The organism is Flagellimonas pelagia (assembly GCF_003584135.1).
Classification (GTDB): domain Bacteria; phylum Bacteroidota; class Bacteroidia; order Flavobacteriales; family Flavobacteriaceae; genus Flagellimonas; species Flagellimonas pelagia.
The window spans coordinates 68,696-88,364 of the sequence record NZ_QXFI01000024.1; the positions used below are offsets into that span (position 1 = coordinate 68,696).

The window sequence follows — 19,669 nt, forward strand, 5'->3', positions numbered from 1 at the left end:
GGAAGAAAAGAAATAGCAAAAGAAAGATTTTGGAAAGGAATCCAAATGCCATATCCCGAATAGGACTCAAAACTACCCTCGTAGGTATTTTGATCAGTGCATTATTGGCATTGATCAAAGGTTTGGGCGGGGTGTTCGGGCATTCTTATGCCCTTATTGCCGATGCGATCGAATCCGGGGCGGATGTGCTGACATCCGCACTATTATGGGCCGGGTTGAGATGGTCGTCAAGGCCACCGGATGAAAACCATCCCTACGGACACGGTAAGATAGAGGCCCTGGTGGCGGTGGGTATTGCCATAGCCCTAACCATTGCAGGTGGTATAATCATAAGGGACAGCATCGACCATATTCTGGTACCCCACAAAACTCCTGCACCCTTCACACTCTTCATACTGGTATTTGTTGTCCTCACGAAAGAGGCGTTGTATCGCTATGTCATGAAAACAGGTGATGAAATCAATAGTTCGGCCGTCAAGGCCGATGCATTTCACCATAGGAGTGATGCCATTACGTCGATAGCCGCTTTTATAGGGATTTCCATAGCATTGATCGGTGGCGAAGGGTTTGAGATAGCGGATGATTTCGCGGCACTCATTGCAGCGGGCATTATTCTGTTCAATGCCTATAAAATAGCTAGGTCATCGGTAAGGGAGTTGCTGGACGAAGCTGTGGAGCCCGAATTTCGAAATGAGGTTATCCGACTGGCCGAAGCCGTTCCTGAAGTGGTAAGGGTAGAGCGCTGCCATTCCCGAAAGATGGGAACGGCCTTTCATATCGATATGCATATTTGGATCGATGGGGAATTAACTGTGACCGAGGGCCATGATATTGCACACAAAGTAAAGGAGAGATTGTTCAGGTCATATTCCGAGATACTTGACGTGCACATCCATATCGAACCTAGCAAAGAGAGAAATGTTAAAATGACAGAATTATGAACATATGGCCATGGGTACTCGTTTTGGGCCTAGCGGCCTGGGCAGCACACTGGGGTGCGGATCGATTGTTGACTCCTTTAAAGTTGCTCCGCAAGCAATGGGGGCTTACCGCATCCGCTGGAGCCGCTTTTCTTGCCCTTGTAACGGCCAGTCCTGAAGTTGCCATCAATATAACCAGTGCGGCACGGGACGTTTCCGATATTGGCCTGGGCAACTTATTGGGTTCCAATATTATTTCCATTCCCTTGATGGTGACCATAGCTTATTTTGCTTCCAGGAAACAATTCAAGAACAACAAGGAACATCAAGAACATCTTGATAAAAACATTCTGGCGTTGAACAAACGTTCGGTTTCCGTACTGTCCCTTCCTTATCTGGGCATTATCGCCCTTGTGGCCATTTTAACTCTGCCAAAGCCCTGGCGTGGCCTGCAACCTGTGGACGGGTGGATTATGCTGGCGGCCTATGCTGCGTTCTTGACCCACGCAATCATAAAAGGCAAGGAAAAGGGCAAAAAAGTAGAATGGAACAAAAAACAGGTCTGGTTATCGATTGCCGGGGCCTTTGCGATAGCAGTTGGCGCTTTTTTCATAGTGAAGGCGACCGAAAATATTGTTTCTGCCCTAAATATTTCTGAAATCGTGGGAGGCCTTTTCATCACGGGCATAATGACCACGGCACCGGAAATATTCAAGACCTGGAGCGTGGTAAAAGGGGGCGAGGTGACAGCGGGCACCACCAGTGTTATTGCAGACAATGCCGTAACGATGACGGTGGCATTTTTTCCGCTGGCTTTGGTAACCACCCCCATTGAGGACTTTGAACTGTTCTGGGTCAACCTGGCCTTTGTCGGGCTTATGCCACTGCTTTACACACTATTTGTGCATCAAAGCAAGGAACTGCACGGTTTCTCTCGTTGGCAGATTTTTGTATTTGATGCGGCATATATAGTTTATTTACTGGTCATGGTTTTTTACGTGTTGAAACTTTTTTGATAGATGAAAGACGAACTTTTTAAAGATTGCTCGATGAGGCTCAATATGCTGGATGAAAACATCCACAAATTGGCCGTAAAGTATGCTAAAGAATACTATACGACAAACCAATGCTCCAAGGAGGAAGCCCTTGAACGCGGCATTGTAAAAGCAGAGATGGAAGGGCGAAAGCTCTAAAAAAAGTATACAATATGGACTGGACATTTGAAGATTTCAAAACAAAACTTGATGGCCTACAGCCGTCAGTTCGGAAGAAGGCCCTCAAAATTGCACAAGAATTGGTAAAGGAGAATGGGTATTCTCGTGAGAAGGCCATTACGGAGGGAATCAAACGTGCAGAAGAATGGTTTTATGACCTTAGGGGATAGCATTGGTGCGTTGATTTTAGTAAAGCACAGTATAATATGTCACGGGAAAGAAGAAAGCGGAGACTAGAGGAAAAAAAGGGGAATTCAATAAACAGGAAAGTAAGAACCAGAAAGGAGAAAGGGTATTGCTTGTTGGTTTTTGTGGCAATGTTCCTTGCGGTGCTGACAATTGCCTTTTTAGATGCCATTCTATATGGTTTTTACCTGCTTTTCAATTGAATAATTAAACCTAAAAAGAAAGATTAATGAAGTCAAATCAATAAAAACAAAATGATATGAAAGATAAAGGAATTTTAATACCCGTAGATTTCACACAGGTTTCAGAAAATGCGGTGAGCTACGCAATTGGGCTAGCACAAAAATTGAAATCAAAACTGGTTTTTGTCCACGCCTATTCAGTGGCATATCCATCCGGTACGCCCATCGGGATGGCAACTATGGCACACAATGTAACAGATACCACAGCATCACAAGAAAAACTCAATAAAGAAAAATTGGATAAGTTTCTAAGAGGCTTTCCTGAACTGGACAAGTTGGAATTTCAAGCAATTGTCGGTTTCGGGGCAACGGTCGATGTGATTTCTGGCCTGGCTAAGGAAATGAATACCAGTCTTGTCGTTATGGGTACCAAGGGCACGGCTTCGGGATTTGATGAAATTTTTATTGGAACCGTTACCGAAAAGGTGACACAAAAGGCGCCTTGTCCAGTACTGGCCGTACCTGAAGATGCCAGCTATACTGCATATAAGCGTATCGGGGTCGCAGTGGATACGGATAGTATGGATAATAGAATAGATTTTGAAATATTGTCCAGATTATTGCAAAACTATAATGCACAGTTGCACTTTGTACATATAGCGGACAAACAGGAAAGAGTGCCGGAGAAAGCATTTATTCGTGAAAGATTTGGCAAACTTCTTGTACCTAAGCAATGGTTCTTTACAGTTATCGAGGAAGACAAACCCGAAGAGGGTATCGATGAATTTTTGACTGAAACCCCAATAGACCTATTGGTTTTGCTTTACAGGGAACACGGATTTTTTGAGGCACTTTTCAAAAAGGGGCTAAGAAAAAAAATGCTGTATGCCTCCAAGGCCCCACTGCTGATAGTTAAGTAGCTTTTCTACCTATGTGATACTCTAGTAAATATTAGGTATAGCTTACTATGCGAAATTATCGTGCTCATTCTGGGCGCAGGTGGATTGGCTACCATGTGGGAAGCAGTCTTTGCGGATGTGGGCGTGGCGTTATTGGCGATTTTTAATGCGGTGCGGTTGCAGCGGATGAAGTGGGCATAAGCCCATAGTAAATATCGAAATATAAATTTTCATTCTGGCCAACCGACATTTCCCACAGTACGGGATTTTCATAATTAAATCAACAAACCCTTTAAGGTTTAACCACTTCTTTATTGAAGAATTTTACATCTATATTTAGACTTATCTAAAAATATATTTTATTTGGAATAAATATCATTATAGTAATGTCTAAAATCATTCATTTCTTTATTGGCCTGTCTTTAATCGCTCTATTTGGCTGTGAAAATTTGGGTCCGGAAGAACCTATGGAATTTGAGCTGTTGGACGGGCCATTGGACGGATTGTCCTTAAGCGAGCAACAACTGTTTTTAGCAGGGGATATAGCTTTTAACGATGATGTTTTCACGGTTGAAAAAGGTCTTGGCCCCTTGTTTGTTGGCACCAGCTGTGCAAGTTGCCATTCAGGGGATGGCAAGGGTCATCCTTTCAATCAACTAATCAGATTCGGTAACAATGACTTGAACTTACCCTCGATGTTATCCTTCGGTGATGGCAGGAACCAAATTCAAAATAAAGCCATACCGGGTTTTGAACCGGAGACCGTGCCTGAAGGCTTCCCATTTTCCATTTTGGTCGCTCCGGCGGTAACGGGATTGGGTTTGTTGGATGCTGTCCCTGACGCGAATATTTTGGCTCTCGCAGACCCTTCTGATGCAAATCAAGACGGTATTAGTGGAAGACCTCACTACAATATTCCTCCTGAATTCACCAAGATTCGGAATAATAGTGTTCCCCAGGGCAACAATTATATCTTCAGGTTTGGAAAGAAAGCGGGTAGTTATGATTTGTTGCACCAAAGCGTCAGCGCATATAACCAGGACATAGGGATTACATCTCTTTATGACCCCATTGACCCGTTCAGTGGACTTGAAGAGGATCTTGAAATTAGTACCCAAACCTTGAACGATGTCGTTTTCTACCTTAAAACCTTAAAAGCACCAATTCCCAGAAATCAAACAGACCCCGATGTCATTGCTGGAAAAGAACTCTTTGAATCGGTACAATGTGCTGTCTGTCACACACCCACGTTGACCACAGGATTTTCCCCAATTGAATCGTTATCCTTTAAGGAATTTCATCCCTACTCGGATTTGTTGTTACATGATGGAAGGGCTTCGAGTATTGAGGAGGCCATTGAATTGCACGGCGGTGAGGCCGATAATTCAAAAGCCCAGTATTTGTCCCTGACCCCAAAAGAAAAATCACAACTGATAAAATTCATTAATTCCCTATAAGTGCATAGAAAAGATTTTATTAAACAATTTGGATATCTGATAGCAGTCCTGCCAGCTTCCTCCGCTTTACTCGGTAGTTGCGCAGGCCTGTATTATGCATCCTTCGTTGAAGAAGGGGGAGTGCTACGAGTTTCAAAGGGGGAGTTTCAACAGGTGAAAGGGGGAAAGCAGATTGAACGTGATTTTGTGGTCATCCAGAGCGATTCCATGCGATACCCCATCGGAATATTCAAAACACAAAACAGTAATTATCTGGCCAGTTTGATGCAATGTACCCATAGGGGCTGTGAACTCAACATTGGCGGCGGCATATTCAACTGTCCATGTCATGGCAGTGAGTTCGACCGTTCAGGCAGGGTTTTAGAAGGGCCGGCCGAAGAAAACCTAAAATCATTTGAAACAACCGCCGATAATGAAAATATCTATGTGCATGGTTCGTAAAATATATGCAGCCCTTGCTTTAATGAACATTTACGTTTTAACCCTTAGCTCGCAAACTAGCGACAGGGACAGTATTAAGGAATCGATGAATATGGATGCGGTTTATGACCGTCCTTTTCTAACTTTCGATAAATTTCCAGTCAATCTGGGCGGTTATCTAGAGGCGAACTCAATCTACAGTATTGAGGACGGATTGTCCGAGGGGCTTTCTTTTCAGGCCCGAAGATTGACCCTTTTTGTCTCGGCTTCTATTTCAAAGCGCATTAAGTTTTTGACCGAATTGGAATTTGAAAACGGGACAGAGGAAATTGCCATTGAATTCGCCTCCATGGACATTGCTTTGCACCCCTTGTTGAACCTTAGGGGAGGCATCGTACTGAATCCAATAGGTTCCTTTAATCAAAATCACGACGGACCAAAATGGGAGTTTGTCGAGCGGCCAGATGTCAGCACCAATTTGTTGCCCGCCACTTTCTCCAATGCCGGATTTGGGATATATGGAAAGGCATATAAGGAAGCTTGGACCTTGGGCTATGAAGCATACCTCACCAATGGCTTTGATACAAGCATTATAGATAAAGAGGGAGAAAGAACATTTTTGGCTTCGGTCAAGGAGAATTCCTCGCGATTCGAGGAGAATTTTAGCGGAAATGCGCTCCTCAATGGAAAGTTGGCCATTAAGCATAGAAAATTAGGGGAATTGGGCATTTCTTATATGGGTGGGGCCTACAATAGGAAAGAAGTTGACGGGCTTCAGGTTGATACACAATCAGGGAGGGTAGATGTTCTTGCCCTGGATTTAAATACTGCCATTAAAAAAACGGGGACAAGGTTTATCGGTGAAATGGCCTACATATGGGTCGATGTTCCGGACACTTTTACCCAGCAGTTTGGTGATCGGCAAGTTGGTTTTTTTGTGGATATTGTCCAACCGGTACTAAAGACCGAAGTATTGGACTGGGAAAATGCCGTACTCAACCTGTCGCTCAGAACGGATTATGTGGACTACAACATTGGCAGGTTTGCCCAGACCAATACGAATGTTGGGGATGATTTATTCGCAATTACACCTGCAATAAGCTTTAGGCCCGCACCACAGACCGTTCTAAGGATCAACTACAGATACCAGTGGCAACAGGATATTCTCAACAATCCTGCCTCAAGAACGGCCACATGGTATTTTGGATTCAGCACCTATTTTTAATAAAATATTTTACATAGCTACTTTGATTTAATATCGGGTAGAATGTATTTAAGTAAAGTGTAATTTTGGAAGAGCAATGGTGGAGAATATTATTTTAGTATTTGCTTAAATAATTATATTTTTTTCAAAAACAATACTATGGCACTTGAATTAAGTTGAGCACGCGACGAGGCCGACCAAAAGCAGCTAATACGTTGTCGCGAAACCTTGGGAACAAACTCAGAGACAATTGTCGAAATCAGCAAAGTGCTAGCCCTGGCCGGTAACGAAACTCGGTTAAAGATACTTTTCTGGTTGAACGAGGAAGGTGAGCTTTGTCCCTGTGATTTTGCCGATATACTTGAAATGAGCGGTGGAAGCGGATGAACGATCGATCTATTCCCAATCTTCCCATATTCCCGGGAGGGTGGAACGGCTAATGGTCAATTTTACAGGGGAGTACATCAAGCAGGGGCAGATCATCGCCTATATTTATTCCCCTGACCTGGTCACTGCACAAGAGGAACTTTTTGAAGCAAGAAAGGTGGCGGACACCCAACCGCAGTTTTTTAATGCCGCCAAGGAAAAATTAAAAAACTGGAAGCTTTCCGACAACCAAATCGCACAGATACTTCAATCCGGGACCGTTAAGGAGGAATTGCCGATACATGCCGATGTTTCAGGCTACGTTACCGAAAAAATGGTAAACCTTGGCGACTATGTCAACAAGGGCAAGGCATTATATCAAATTGCCAACCTGAACAGCGTTTGGGTACTGTTCGATATTTATGAGTCCGACATGCCCTGGGTAAGAAAAGGCGATGAAGTGGTCTTTACCATACCCTCGCTCCCGGGCGAAAACTTCAAAGGCAGGATTTCCTATATCGACCCGGTGATCAATCCCATGACTAGGGTTGCCAAGGCCAGAATCGAGATCGGGAACGCCGGTTTAAGGTTAAAGCCGGAAATGTTCGCTTCCGGAACCGTAAAAGCAAAACAGCCCATTGCATCAGAAGCGATAACCATTCCTAAGTCGGCAGTGATGTGGACCGGGGAACGTTCTGTGGTATACATCAAGAATACCACGTCCAATGGGGTGAATTTTGTGTTGCGCGATGTCACCTTGGGACCATCGTTGGGAAATGGTTTCATTGTCAAGGAGGGGCTGCAAGAAGGGGATGAGATCGCGGTAAACGGGACCTTTAGTATCGACGCGGCGGCCCAATTGGCCGGGAAACCGAGCATGATGAATCCTGAAGGTGGGCCCGCCATGACGGGACATAACCACGGAGGCATGAAGATGGGGGATGACAAGGGTACAGGCGGTAGCGATCATTCGGAAATGGATATGGGGGATCCCGGCTTGGAAAACAAAACAGACCATTCTGATATGAACCAGCGAATGACGGCGACAGCGACTTTTAAAAACCAATTAAAACAGGTGTTGAGCGCCTACTTGGAGTTAAAGGATGCGCTTGTCAATGATAATGCCGCCAAGTCCAATGCCGCTGCAAAAAAAGTGTTGTCGGCCTTGGAACATGTGGATATGAAACAATTGACGGACAAAAAGGCGCACGGCCATTGGATGACGATATCGAAGGAAATCTCCAATTCGGCGAATTCCATTTCAAAGATATCGGATATCAAAGCCCAACGCGATCATTTTAAACATCTGTCCGCCCATCTATCCAAAGGTGTCAAGCTTTTTGGGGTCGATCAAAAGATATACGAACAGTTTTGCCCGATGGCCGATAACAACAAAGGTGCCTATTGGTTGAGTACGACCAAAGAGATCAAAAATCCCTATTTCGGAGAGGCTATGTTGACCTGCGGTGAAATCACCGATGAAATGTAATTGAACAAATGTAAATGAATGAATGATGAAAATATTGAAATCTAAAATCTTGTTTTTTGTCCTAACTGCCTTGACGACCCATGTTTTTGGGCAAGTGGGGACAAATGGTGAGGACAGAAAAGAGGAAGGTAGACCCGTTCGGGAATACAATCTTGTACTGGAACAGAACAAATTGACCCTCGGTGGGGTCACTGCCGATGCAATGACCATCAATGGGAGTATTCCGGGACCGGTCTTGGAATTCAACGAGGGTGACTTCGCCCTGATCAACGTGACCAATAAGATGGATGTGGAAACCTCCGTACACTGGCATGGATTGATCTTGCCCAATTTTTATGACGGGGTTCCCTATTTGACCACACCGCCCATAGAACCTGGCACAACTTTCCAATATCGGATTCCGATCAACCAATCAGGTACCTATTGGTACCATTCCCACACCATGCTGCAAGAGCAAAAGGGGGTGTATGGCTCGATACTGATCCATCCCAAGGAAAAGACGTTGGACTACGATAAGGATTTGGTCGTGGTGCTCTCCGATTGGACGAACGAAAAGGCCATGAACGTGCTCCGAAACCTTAAACGGGGAAACGAGTGGTACCAGGTCAAAAAAGGGACCGCGGTGCCCTTGAGCAGGGTCATCAAGGAAGGTGCACTAGGTGCACAACTCAAATTTTGGCGAGATCGTATGGAAGGAGCGGATATTGCGGATATCTACTACCCCGCATTTTTGACCAATGGGAAAACATTGGCCGAATACCCTGATTTCAAACCAGGGGAAAAAGTGCGGCTCCGGTTCGTCAATGCCTCTGCCTCCACCTATTATTGGATGGATTTCGGTGGCGGTAACCCCATGGTGGTTTCCGGGGATGGTGTCGATGTGGAGCCTGTTTCCAAAAGTCGTTTTCTTTTTGGCATTGCCGAGACCTATGATGTCATCGTGACCGTTCCTGAAGGCACTTTGGAGGTAACGGCCACGGCACAGGACGGCTCCGGGCATACCTCGTTGCATTTAGGGCAGGGAACGCTTTTTCCCGCAACGACCATCGATAGGCCCGACAAAGTGGCGATGATGAAACAAATGGCCCAAATGGACATGAAAATGGGAGCTCCGGCAATGGCCGGCAACAAGAAGAAAAATACACCCGAATATTTGATGCAAAAGTATGGGATGCAGATGGACATGAAGGATGGCAGCATGGATATGGGTATGCACAATGGGATGTCGATGGATAAGACCGAAATGAGCGGTCAAAAGGATAAACCCATTGCGAAGATGGATGATAAAAGGCCTATGAATGCGAATGAAGATCATAGGCACATGGAGATGGATAAAAAGATGGGGGATATGGCAGGAATGGAAAAGGATTCAACGTCAATGAAATCCACCGGACATAAGGACAAGATGGAAAACCCTATGGTTCAGACTATGCCAATGATGCAGAAAGACACTTCAGCTTTTGATTACGATACCCGTAAAACGTATTTCAACTATGACTTCTTAAAAGCAAAGGAAAGTACTACCTATAATGCCGATCTGCCCGTCAATGACATTCTGTTGAACCTGACGGGAAATATGCAACGGTATATCTGGAGTATGAACGGTGTGCCACTTTCAGAAACCGATAAGATCAAGATCAAAGGTGGGGAAGTAACCCGGATCACCCTCAACAACCTGACCATGATGCACCATCCGATGCACCTCCATGGGCATTATTTCAGGGTCATCAATGAGAATGGTGAAAAGTCACCCTTGAAACATACGGTCAATGTGCCGCCCATGCAGAAAGTGGTCATCGAATTTTATAATGAAGAGTACGGGGATTGGTTTTTCCACTGTCATATCCTCTACCACATGATGGGGGGCATGGCCAGGGTTTTCAGTTATGATACCCCAAGGGATCTGAGGATGAAGGATTTTCCTGTTCAAAAGTTGGTAGATGAAACTGACCATTATTATGCTTGGGGTGCTGCCAGATTGGGTTCCAATTTTAATGAACTCTTCCTTGTTTCAAGTAATATCAGGAATGAATTTGGGGTACGGGCAGAATTTGACTACGACCAAAATGCCGAGGTGGAAGTCAATTATAACAGGTATCTCAATGACTGGGTACGGGTCTATGCAGGGGTAAACACGGAAACCTCCATCCCTGATTCCTATGACCGTTTCAATACAGTGGGACTGATAGGGGTCAAGTATTTTACCCCATACCGCTTTAATATGGATGTGAGTATGGACCACCAGCTGCGTCCAAGAATAAGGTTGGATAGGGAACTATTGCTTTTTCCCAGGATTTTCCTCGAGGGGGAATATGAATTTCGGGCCGATTTTGGATGGGTCAACGATTTGGGGAATTCATCCTATGAAAGTGAGACCCAATGGCTGGTAGGGGCCTCCTATATCCTTTCACGTAATTTTTCAATCCAGGCCAATTACAACAACCGATATGGTTGGGGCGGAGGCCTGCTAGCCCGTTTTTAAATGGCAGAATACAAAAAAAATAGCCTGAGTCTGACCAATACCATTGCTTTGGGAACCGGTGTGATGATCGGTGCGGGAATTTTTGCGCTCTTGGGTCAGGTTGCCGAACTCTCCGGCCAATGGTTTCCCTTTGCTTTTTTAATCGGGGCAGTCATCTCAGGTTTCAGTTCCTACACCTATGTCAAAATGTCCAATACCTACCCCTCTGCCGGGGGCATTGGCATGTACCTCAAAAAGGTTTACGGTAAAACGGCCTGGACCGCTACCGGTGCACTGCTGATGGCCCTTTCCATGGTCATCAATGAGAGTTTGGTGGCCCGGACGTTCGGGACCTACGTATTGGAGCTTTTTGATGTGGAGTCGAAAGGATTCTGGCCCCCGATCCTTGGGGTATTGTTGTTGATCACAGCCTTTATTGTCAATGTGATGGGAAACAAAGCTATCGGGGGATCGTCCTTGGTCATGGCCATACTAAAAATCGGCGGGATAGCGGTTTTTGCCATTGGTGGCCTTTGGGCAGCTGGATTTACCTTTGATCAGGTCGTTCCTTCCCAGTCCTTGACCGAGCATTCCCTGGTGGATTATTTGGGGGCATTGGCACTGTCGATATTGGCCTATAAGGGTTTTACCACCATTACCAATAGTGGGGATGAGATCGTCGATCCCAAACGTAACGTGGGACGGGCCATTGTCATTTCTTTGGTGATATGTACCCTGGTCTATCTCATGGTGGCATTTGCGGTCTCTTCCAATCTTTCCATCCAGGAAATCATTGCGGCCAAGGACTATTCGCTGGCCGAGGCATCCAGACCCGCTTTTGGAAAATATGGGGTCTGGTTCACCGTTGGTCTGGCGATCATATCCACCGTTTCCGGGGTCGTTGCCAGCATTTTTGCCGTTTCCCGGATGACCACCATGCTCACTGAAAAGGAATTGATACCACATCGACATTTTGGGATTCCCGGGGACATACAGAAACATATGTTGGTGTATACCGTGGTGATTGCCATAGGGCTCACCATGTTGTTCGATCTGAGCCGGATCGCTGCATTGGGGGCCATCTTTTATTTGATCATGGATATCGGGATCCATTGGGGGGTCCTAAACAATCTACGAAAGGAAATCGGTGCAAATCCCATTATCCTCATTACGGCCCTTGTGCTGGATGTACTGGTGTTGGGCGCCTTTATTTGGTCAAAGGCCGGTAGTGATCTTTTGGTGGTCATTGTTGCCCTGGTATTGATGGTGCTTATTTTTTTCGGGGAACGATTGTTTTTGGGGAAAAAGCGTACGGTCGAGGAAGAATAAGGGTAGAGTGCCTGCGTGGGAGAAATGGAAAATTAGATGAAAAAATTAAAATAGCAACAATAATGGGGGATAATACAAATATGCCGACCCTGGGCAATCAAAATGAGGAATTAATCTTAAAATCAATTACAATGAAAAGAACAACAGTTACATTAAGTACAATTGCCATTGCGCTTTTGACCATTACCGTGATTTCCTGTAAGGACGGTAAGAAGGAAACAAATGACAAGGAAGGAGCCCATATGGAGATGGGAACGGAAGAGGGCCATCACCATGAGAGCTCTGCGGGGGAAATGGACCACGGGACCATGGACCATGATATGGGTTCGTCCGATGCACAGGGCACATCTGTGATCGATAGCTACCTCCAACTGAAGGATGCCCTGGTGGCGGACAATAAGGATGAAGCGGCCAAATCGGGCCAAGCCTTGGCCAGTGCCTTGGGCAGCTTTGATATCAGCGGATACGATGAACAGCAACAGAAGGAGCTGTCCGATATCATTGAAGTGGCCAAGGAACATGGGGAGCATATCGCCAAAAGTGATATCGGTCACCAACGGGAACACTTTGAGGGACTGGGCAAGGATATGGTCGATTTTATTGCCATAACCGGGACTTCCAAAACCTTGTACCAACAATTCTGCCCCATGTACAACAACAACCAAGGAGGAACGTGGCTCAGCGCAAGCAGCGAAATCCAGAATCCATTTTTTGGAAGTAAGATGTTGACCTGTGGTAAGGTGCAAAAGGAAATCAATTAAATGAAAGTACTGAAAATCATAGTATTGGTAGTGCTGTTGGGATTTGTGGGCATCCAGTTTGTGCCCACAGATCCCAACTTGAGCGATGTGGTTCCCGATACGGACTTCATGTCGGTGAACCAGGTTGCCAAGGATATCGAACACGATTTGCGGGTATCTTGCTATGATTGCCACAGTAACAACACCCAATACCCGTGGTACAATAAGGTCCAACCCATCGCCTGGTTTTTGGAAGAACACATAAAAGAGGGAAAGGAAGAACTCAATTTCAATGAATGGGGCGACTATTCGGATCGAAGAAAAAGGAGCAAACTAAAGTCCATCGCAAGTCAGATCGAAGACGATAAGATGCCCCTATCTTCCTATACCCTGATCCATAAGGATGCAAAATTATCGGTGGAAGAGAAAGAACGGATATTGACCTTGGTAAATGATCTAATGGAAGAATTGGATAATTGAAAATGACATGGAAATCACCCTAAAACCGGGACAAACGATATTGCTATTGTTGTTGGTCATGTCCGGTTACTATGAATAAGGAAATAAAGTCCTGAAAGGGAGGGGAACACCCAAAGTTGATTGGTTGGTGAGTTAGTTAGTTAATCGTTCCCTTCCCTTGTCAGGCACTAATGGAAAAGAAGATGAAAGATTGTTGTCGTGACAATGGACCTGTCCAGTCGAAAAAGGCCATTTTAAAAAAATGGTTGGCCCATATCCTGTATGGGATCGTCATTTCGATTGCCCTGGGAGCCTTTATCATACAATAAATACTAACCTAAACAATGCTAAAACAAACCAATGAAACGTATTACTTTACAGATTTTTCTAATGGCCGTATTTCTCACAGGGACAAGCTTTGGCCAAACAAACCCTAACAAGGAAAACCTAGACCAGGACAGGGCCGCTGTGCTGAGGATATTGGAAAGCTATAAAGAAGCACTGCAAAACTTGACCACGGAAGGTACCTTGGAGCTTTTTGCGGAAGATTCCGAAGTTTTTGAATCCGGGGGCGTGGAAGGCACCTATCAACATTATCACGACCATCATATAGGTCCAGAACTTGGACATTTCAACAGTTTTAGGTTCTCGGATTATACCATTGAAGTGAAGGTGGAGCTACCCTTTGCCTTTACTACGGAAAGCTATGTCTATACCATTGGCCTAAAATCGGAAAATGGAGGTGAGGGCAAAACGATCAGCAGAAAAGGGGTTGCCACCACCATCCTTAAAAAAACGGATGGGGATTGGAAAATTGTAAAGATGCATAACTCCTCACGGAACAACGGGAAGAACTAATGGTCGGAAGAAAAACATCGATGAAGGTCAGAAAGATACATAGATATCTTGGCCTATTTATTGGGATCCAGTTCCTAATGTGGACCATCAGTGGACTATATTTTAGTTGGACGGACATTGACGAGATCCATGGAGATCAATTCATCAAGGAGCATCCGGACCAGTCAGAATTTGGGAATTTAATTGCTCCCAATGGACACGGGAACGTTAAAATCAAATCTTTGGAAATGAGAAATATAGGGGGGAGTCCCTATTATTGGATCAATGGTGGGGTTTTGATGGATGCACAAACGGGGGAGATCAAAAAGGGTATCGATGAACAACAGGCCTTGGCCGTTGCTTCACACTATATGTTGCCCGAACTTAAGGTCAAAAGTGTTGAAAGACTCACCCAAACAGGTGGGCAGCACGAGTATCGTGGACGTCCATTACCGGCCTATGTGATCACCTATGAAACGGATGAAAACCTTAAAGCGTATGTCTCAGAGACCGATGGGTCGTTTCAACATGTAAGACATCGGTCCTGGAGATGGTTCGATTTTTTGTGGATGACCCATACCATGGACTATGAGGGACGGGACGATTTTAACACCATGGTTTTACGGATTTTTTCCCTGATGGGATTGATTACCGTTTTGAGCGGATTCTTGTTGTGGTATGTCAGCTCGCCAACAATCAGAAAATTATGGAAAAGGCGATAGTTCAAACTTATTTGGCAAAGGACTCCTGTGAGGAGCAAATAGTTGACCATTGAACCAGTTGAATCATTTTTGGAAAAATGAGCGAACTTAGGAGGCAAAGACGAAAGAAAAAAAGGGGGCTGGCGAAAAGGAAACGGGACCCGGCCAAGAATAGAAAGGAAAAAAGAATGAAAATCCTTGGCATATTGGCCTTGATATTGATCGTTATATTGGCAGTGGTCGTCATTTTTTTGAAGGCCCTGTGGAAATTCACTGCATGATATGGAAGTTGGGTCCAGTAAATCGAAAGATGTGTTGTACATCAAAAACATGGTCTGTCCGAGATGCATCATGGCCGTCAAAGGTATTTTGGACGATGAGGGCATTCCCTATATGAATGTGTCGTTGGGTGAAATCACCCTCAATGGGAAAATCACGCCTGAAAAACGGGAAGGTCTCAACGAACGACTTGAGAAAATTGGATTTACGATCATCAACGATCGTAAGGGTCAGTTGATAGAACAGATCAAAAACCTAGTGATTGAGGCGATACATTACACCGGACCCATGGAAAAGGTCAAATGGCCCGAATACCTTTCCGATGGATTGCATCTTGACTATAAGTATCTTAGTTCGCTGTTTTCCGCGGTGGAAAGCATTACCTTGGAGCAATATATCATCAACCAAAAGATTGAAAAGATCAAAGAGTTTCTTGTTTATGACGAATTGGGCTTAAAGGAAATAGCGTTTCAATTGGACTATAGCAGCGTTGCCTATTTAAGCAACCAATTTAAAAAAGTAACTGGAATGACACCTACACAATTTAAGAAAAGTGCCATTCAAAATAGAATATCGCTTGATGATATTTAACCTCAACCATTAAGGGCGCAATACCTTCCCAAGGAACCAGCCTCCTAAACGCTATTTAAAAAACACCTTTCTTCGCAAATGGGTCAAGGTTTGTTTTTTTCAAACAACGCCCCTATACAGAAAATGTTACTTTTCCCATACGTGTTGGAACCAACATTGTTGATTCTAGGTGTAAAATTGTTAAAATAAAAAATGATCACAACATGAAAAGAAGATACCAAATAGAAGGAATGACTTGTGATGGCTGTAGGGGGCACGTTGAAGAAGCTCTTTTCAATGTGGCCGGTGTAGCCGATGTAGCGGTCAATCTAAAAAACGCAGAAGCTACAGTGGAGTCGCAATTTGAGGTCCCCCTTGAAAATCTACAAAAGGCATTGGAAAATAAGGGGGGTCAATATAAAATACAAGCGATGAACAAAGCCAATTAAACCGATATACGATAACTGGGACAGGTAAATTGTCAGGCCTATAATTGGAATGGAACAATACAATACTCGAAAGTCAAGGAATAATCACAATAACCAGATAAAATTTGCACAATGGAAGATAGTCAAAGGAAATCCAATAATTATTTAAAGTTTTTTGCGATGATTGGTACTTCAATGGTCGCCATGTTTTTTTTAATGTACACCCACTCATATCAAATCATTGATCACTTTTGGTATAGTGAGACTAGATTTTTCATGACTTTGATCATGGGGGGATCGATGATCATTATTATGCTGCTATATATGCTACAGATGTATAAAGACCGACGCAAGAACATGTCAATATTAGCCTTGGGTGTTTTGTTGATTGCAGGTGGGATATGGCTGGTCAGGAGTCAGGTTACCGTATCAGGGGTCGACTACATGGAAGGAATGATACCCCATCATTCCATTGCTATTTTGACCAGTGAACGTTCTCAAATAAAAGATGTCAGGGTACGGGAGCTTGCCAATGAAATTATCAAGGCACAACGCAGGGAGATAATGGAAATGCAATGGTTGATAAACGACATCAAGGAAAATGGAATAGTGGAAACCGAAGCTGGGAAAGAAAAGCGGCCTATTCCTAAATTCGAGGGATCGCTTAGCGAAGAAACAAAGAATCTGGCCGAATGAGAGGCGATTACTTACTACCAATGCTTTCGTTTTGCCCCAAGTTCACTACAATGGTTTGTCCTATCGAATATATTCTAAACTGATCGGGGCAAATTCTCCAAAAAAGATTGACGTGGGCGAACCTGATCTCATAGATGTTGCCGAATTCTAAAAACCACTCACCAATTAAGGTTAAGTACTTGACGAAGAAAGGTAAAGGTTGATTTTTCGGAAAATTCTACAACTCTTTCAGTAAATAACGTAACAGTGCATTTTAGGTCTATTCTGAAATTTGTACCATACAAATCGGAGTAGAAAATGGATGCAATCGATATTATTGAGGACACCGAAAGGAAAGCGAAGACGGTGTCAAAAAAATCTTTCCCGGTCACTGGAATGACCTGTGCTGCCTGTGCATCCAGCGTGGAATCCATGCTGGGCCATACGGAAGGGGTCTACAATGCCAGTGTCAACTTTGCCAATAGTACGGTCCTTGTGGAGTATGACAGTGCTATGGACCTAAGCGATCTTCAAAATGCGGTACGTCAAATCGGTTATGATATAATTGTGGATGCCGAGGATCCTACCGAAGTACAGGAAGAGCTTTCGAAAAAGCATTATGTATCCATAAAAAAGCGAACCCTTTGGTCCGCTATTTTGACACTTCCCATTTTCCTTCTGGGGATGTTTTTTATGGATTGGGTCCTGGGTAGGTGGATTTCGTTGGTACTTGCCGTTCCTATCCTGTTCTGGTTTGGCCGAAGTTTTTTCATAAATGCCCTCAAACAGGCCAGATTCGGTAAGGCCAATATGGATACCTTGGTCGCACTCAGTACGGGCATTGCCTTTTTGTTCAGTGCATTCAATACCTTTTTTCCTGAATTTTGGCTCAGTAAAGGCATGGAACCCCATGTATATTATGAGGCGGCCACAGTGATCATCACCTTTATTTCATTGGGGAAATTATTGGAAGAAAAGGCGAAATCAAATACATCCTCCGCCATAAAGAAATTGATAGGGTTGCAGCCCAAGACCTTAAAGGTGATAGCAGATGGGGAGGAAAGGGAAATCCCTATTTCTTCGGTCAAGGTAGGTCAAACGATTTTGGTCAGACCGGGAGAGAAAATCCCTGTGGATGGAACGGTGTCCAAAGGAAGTTCCTATGTTGATGAAAGTATGATCACGGGCGAACCCGTCCCTGTAGAAAAGACAAAGGATGAAAAAGTTTTTGCCGGTACCGTAAACCAAAAAGGAAGCTTTCAGTTTGTAGCTGACCGGGTGGGAGGGGAGACCCTTTTGTCCCAGATCATCAAGATGGTGCAGGAAGCACAGGGGAGCAAGGCGCCCGTACAAAAATTGGTGGACAGGATTGCCGGTATTTTTGTTCCCGTGGTAATGACGATTTCACTGGTGACATTTATCACCTGGATGTTCCTGGGAGGTGAGGACGCTTTTACCCATGCACTGTTGACCGCAGTTGCCGTATTGGTAATAGCTTGTCCCTGTGCGCTGGGTTTGGCAACCCCCACGGCCATCATGGTGGGAATCGGCAAGGGGGCCGACCACAATATTCTCATCAAAGATGCGGAAAGCCTGGAGTTGGGTTACAAAGTGAATGCCATTGTCCTGGATAAAACGGGTACCATAACTGAAGGAAAGCCTGTGGTGACCGATATGGTCTTTGCGGACCATGTGACCGATCACAGGGCCCTGGAGCAAATTTTATATGCCATGGAAGGACAGTCCGAACATCCCTTGGCTGAAGCCGTGGTCTCCTTTTTAAAAAATAGAAAGGTAAATCCGGTCGAAATTTTGAACTTCAATAGTATTACAGGAAAAGGTGTTCGCGCTGAGGCATTGGATGGAACCCTATACCTTGTGGGCAATCATAAGTTGATGGTCGAAAAAGGAATCGCCATGGATGACAACCTGGGGCACATGGTCGAAGGGTTAGAGCAGGAGGCCAAAACGGTCATATACTTTGGCGGTGGAGGCAAGGTGAAGGCGATTTTGACCATTATGGATAGTATAAAGGAATCCTCAAAGGAAGCCATACGGGAAATGCAGGGGAATGGTATGGAAGTTTACATGATGACCGGTGATAACAAGATGACCGCCGAAGCCGTATCACAACAGGTGGGTATCAAAAGCTATGAAGCCGAAGTACTCCCATCAGAGAAAGCTGATTTTGTGAAAAGGCTTCAAGAAAGTGGAAAGGTGGTCGCCATGGTGGGCGATGGTATCAATGATTCGCAGGCACTTGCCCAAGCAGATGTCAGTATCGCGATGGGCAAAGGGTCCGACATTGCCATGGATGTCGCGAAAATGACCTTGATCACCTCTGATTTAAATGCCATTCCCAAAGCGTTGAAGCTCTCCCATAAGACCGTTATAGGTATAAGGCAAAATCTTTTTTGGGCCTTTATATACAATATCATTGGAATTCCTATAGCTGCAGGGCTGCTGTATCCGATCAATGGATTTTTGTTAGATCCGATGATAGCTGGTGCCGCTATGGCTTTTAGCAGTGTATCGGTCGTATTGAACAGTTTGAGGCTTAAAACGATTAAACTATAGTAATTTTCTAATTTAAAATCGATGAACATGAGTACATTACAATTCAAATCAAATATTAAGTGCAGTGGGTGTGCCAATACCGTAAAACCATTTTTGGATAAGGTGGATGGCGTGACCGATTGGTCTGTTGACTTTGCCTCCCAAGACAAATTGTTGACCGTACAGACTACAAGTGCTACGGAAGAGGAAATCACTTCTGCTGTTGAATCGGCTGGATATCATTTGACCAAGAAATAAAGGAATGTCCAGAAGAATATATTAAATGGTTCGAATAGG

At 44.5% G+C, this 19,669-nt stretch carries 23 protein-coding genes; all 23 read left to right on the forward strand.

Annotated elements, in window-relative coordinates:
- Positions 1–29 precede the first annotated feature (29 nt).
- Complete coding sequence (locus D2V05_RS08760; protein ID WP_081894367.1) at positions 30–941, forward strand: cation diffusion facilitator family transporter; 912 nt, start codon at positions 30–32, stop codon at positions 939–941.
- A complete protein-coding gene (locus D2V05_RS08765; RefSeq protein WP_036383486.1) occupies positions 938–1,936 on the forward strand; it encodes a sodium:calcium antiporter in 999 nt (332 codons plus the stop codon). Before D2V05_RS08760 ends, D2V05_RS08765 begins: the two co-directional genes overlap by 4 nt.
- Positions 1,937–1,939: 3 nt before the next feature.
- Positions 1,940–2,113: a hypothetical protein gene (locus tag D2V05_RS19665; protein ID WP_164732281.1), complete on the forward strand. Its 174-nt coding sequence runs from the start codon at positions 1,940–1,942 to the stop codon at positions 2,111–2,113.
- A 14-nt stretch (positions 2,114–2,127) separates the two neighbouring features.
- The gene (locus D2V05_RS19670) at positions 2,128–2,304 is read left to right on the forward strand and encodes a hypothetical protein (RefSeq protein WP_162987829.1); all 177 of its coding nucleotides are present in this window, start codon (positions 2,128–2,130) and stop codon (positions 2,302–2,304) included.
- A 275-nt stretch (positions 2,305–2,579) separates the two neighbouring features.
- A complete protein-coding gene (locus D2V05_RS08775; protein WP_036383490.1) occupies positions 2,580–3,422 on the forward strand; it encodes a universal stress protein in 843 nt (280 codons plus the stop codon).
- A 365-nt stretch (positions 3,423–3,787) separates the two neighbouring features.
- Positions 3,788–4,858, forward strand: coding sequence for a di-heme oxidoredictase family protein (locus tag D2V05_RS08780; protein ID WP_051947306.1), 1,071 nt, complete (start codon positions 3,788–3,790; stop codon positions 4,856–4,858).
- Positions 4,859–5,299 carry a QcrA and Rieske domain-containing protein gene (locus D2V05_RS08785; protein WP_036383492.1) on the forward strand — a complete coding sequence of 147 codons (441 nt, stop codon included), beginning with the start codon at positions 4,859–4,861 and terminating at the stop codon, positions 5,297–5,299.
- Positions 5,289–6,503, forward strand: coding sequence for a hypothetical protein (locus D2V05_RS08790; RefSeq protein WP_225604827.1), 1,215 nt, complete (start codon positions 5,289–5,291; stop codon positions 6,501–6,503). The genes D2V05_RS08785 and D2V05_RS08790 overlap by 11 nt, the downstream gene beginning before the upstream one ends.
- Positions 6,504–6,710: 207 nt before the next feature.
- Complete coding sequence (locus D2V05_RS08795) at positions 6,711–6,869, forward strand: ArsR/SmtB family transcription factor (RefSeq protein ID WP_203583825.1); 159 nt, start codon at positions 6,711–6,713, stop codon at positions 6,867–6,869.
- The gene (locus D2V05_RS08800) at positions 6,856–8,337 is read left to right on the forward strand and encodes an efflux RND transporter periplasmic adaptor subunit (RefSeq protein ID WP_119647251.1); all 1,482 of its coding nucleotides are present in this window, start codon (positions 6,856–6,858) and stop codon (positions 8,335–8,337) included. Before D2V05_RS08795 ends, D2V05_RS08800 begins: the two co-directional genes overlap by 14 nt.
- 25 nt (positions 8,338–8,362) lie before the next feature.
- Positions 8,363–10,819 (forward strand): multicopper oxidase domain-containing protein, encoded by a 2,457-nt coding sequence (locus D2V05_RS08805; protein ID WP_036385870.1) that lies wholly within the window; start codon positions 8,363–8,365, stop codon positions 10,817–10,819.
- Complete coding sequence (locus tag D2V05_RS08810) at positions 10,820–12,127, forward strand: APC family permease (RefSeq protein WP_036385867.1); 1,308 nt, start codon at positions 10,820–10,822, stop codon at positions 12,125–12,127. It abuts the gene before it with no gap.
- A gap of 131 nt (positions 12,128–12,258) precedes the next feature.
- Complete coding sequence (locus D2V05_RS08815) at positions 12,259–12,888, forward strand: DUF3347 domain-containing protein (RefSeq protein WP_119647252.1); 630 nt, start codon at positions 12,259–12,261, stop codon at positions 12,886–12,888.
- A complete protein-coding gene (locus tag D2V05_RS08820; protein WP_036385864.1) occupies positions 12,889–13,347 on the forward strand; it encodes a heme-binding domain-containing protein in 459 nt (152 codons plus the stop codon).
- Between the two features lie 182 nt (positions 13,348–13,529).
- The gene (locus D2V05_RS19895) at positions 13,530–13,655 is read left to right on the forward strand and encodes a hypothetical protein (protein WP_262706548.1); all 126 of its coding nucleotides are present in this window, start codon (positions 13,530–13,532) and stop codon (positions 13,653–13,655) included.
- Positions 13,656–13,686: 31 nt separating this feature from the next.
- Entirely contained in the window at positions 13,687–14,184 is a 498-nt protein-coding gene (locus tag D2V05_RS08825) for a YybH family protein (protein WP_072882341.1), read from the forward strand.
- The gene (locus tag D2V05_RS08830) at positions 14,184–14,885 is read left to right on the forward strand and encodes a PepSY domain-containing protein (protein WP_119647234.1); all 702 of its coding nucleotides are present in this window, start codon (positions 14,184–14,186) and stop codon (positions 14,883–14,885) included. The genes D2V05_RS08825 and D2V05_RS08830 overlap by 1 nt, the downstream gene beginning before the upstream one ends.
- 77 nt (positions 14,886–14,962) lie before the next feature.
- Positions 14,963–15,145 carry a hypothetical protein gene (locus D2V05_RS08835; RefSeq protein WP_072882342.1) on the forward strand — a complete coding sequence of 61 codons (183 nt, stop codon included), beginning with the start codon at positions 14,963–14,965 and terminating at the stop codon, positions 15,143–15,145.
- A gap of 1 nt (position 15,146) precedes the next feature.
- A complete protein-coding gene (locus tag D2V05_RS08840; RefSeq protein ID WP_036383511.1) occupies positions 15,147–15,734 on the forward strand; it encodes a helix-turn-helix domain-containing protein in 588 nt (195 codons plus the stop codon).
- 203 nt (positions 15,735–15,937) lie between these two features.
- Positions 15,938–16,162, forward strand: a complete 225-nt coding sequence (locus D2V05_RS08845) for a heavy-metal-associated domain-containing protein (protein ID WP_036383512.1) — start codon at positions 15,938–15,940, stop codon at positions 16,160–16,162.
- Between the two features lie 336 nt (positions 16,163–16,498).
- Positions 16,499–16,837, forward strand: a complete 339-nt coding sequence (locus D2V05_RS19830) for a DUF305 domain-containing protein (RefSeq protein WP_234414759.1) — start codon at positions 16,499–16,501, stop codon at positions 16,835–16,837.
- 297 nt (positions 16,838–17,134) lie between these two features.
- Positions 17,135–19,393: a heavy metal translocating P-type ATPase gene (locus D2V05_RS08855; RefSeq protein WP_119647235.1), complete on the forward strand. Its 2,259-nt coding sequence runs from the start codon at positions 17,135–17,137 to the stop codon at positions 19,391–19,393.
- Between the two features lie 27 nt (positions 19,394–19,420).
- Positions 19,421–19,630 carry a heavy-metal-associated domain-containing protein gene (locus D2V05_RS08860; protein WP_051947607.1) on the forward strand — a complete coding sequence of 70 codons (210 nt, stop codon included), beginning with the start codon at positions 19,421–19,423 and terminating at the stop codon, positions 19,628–19,630.
- Positions 19,631–19,669 lie beyond the last annotated feature (39 nt).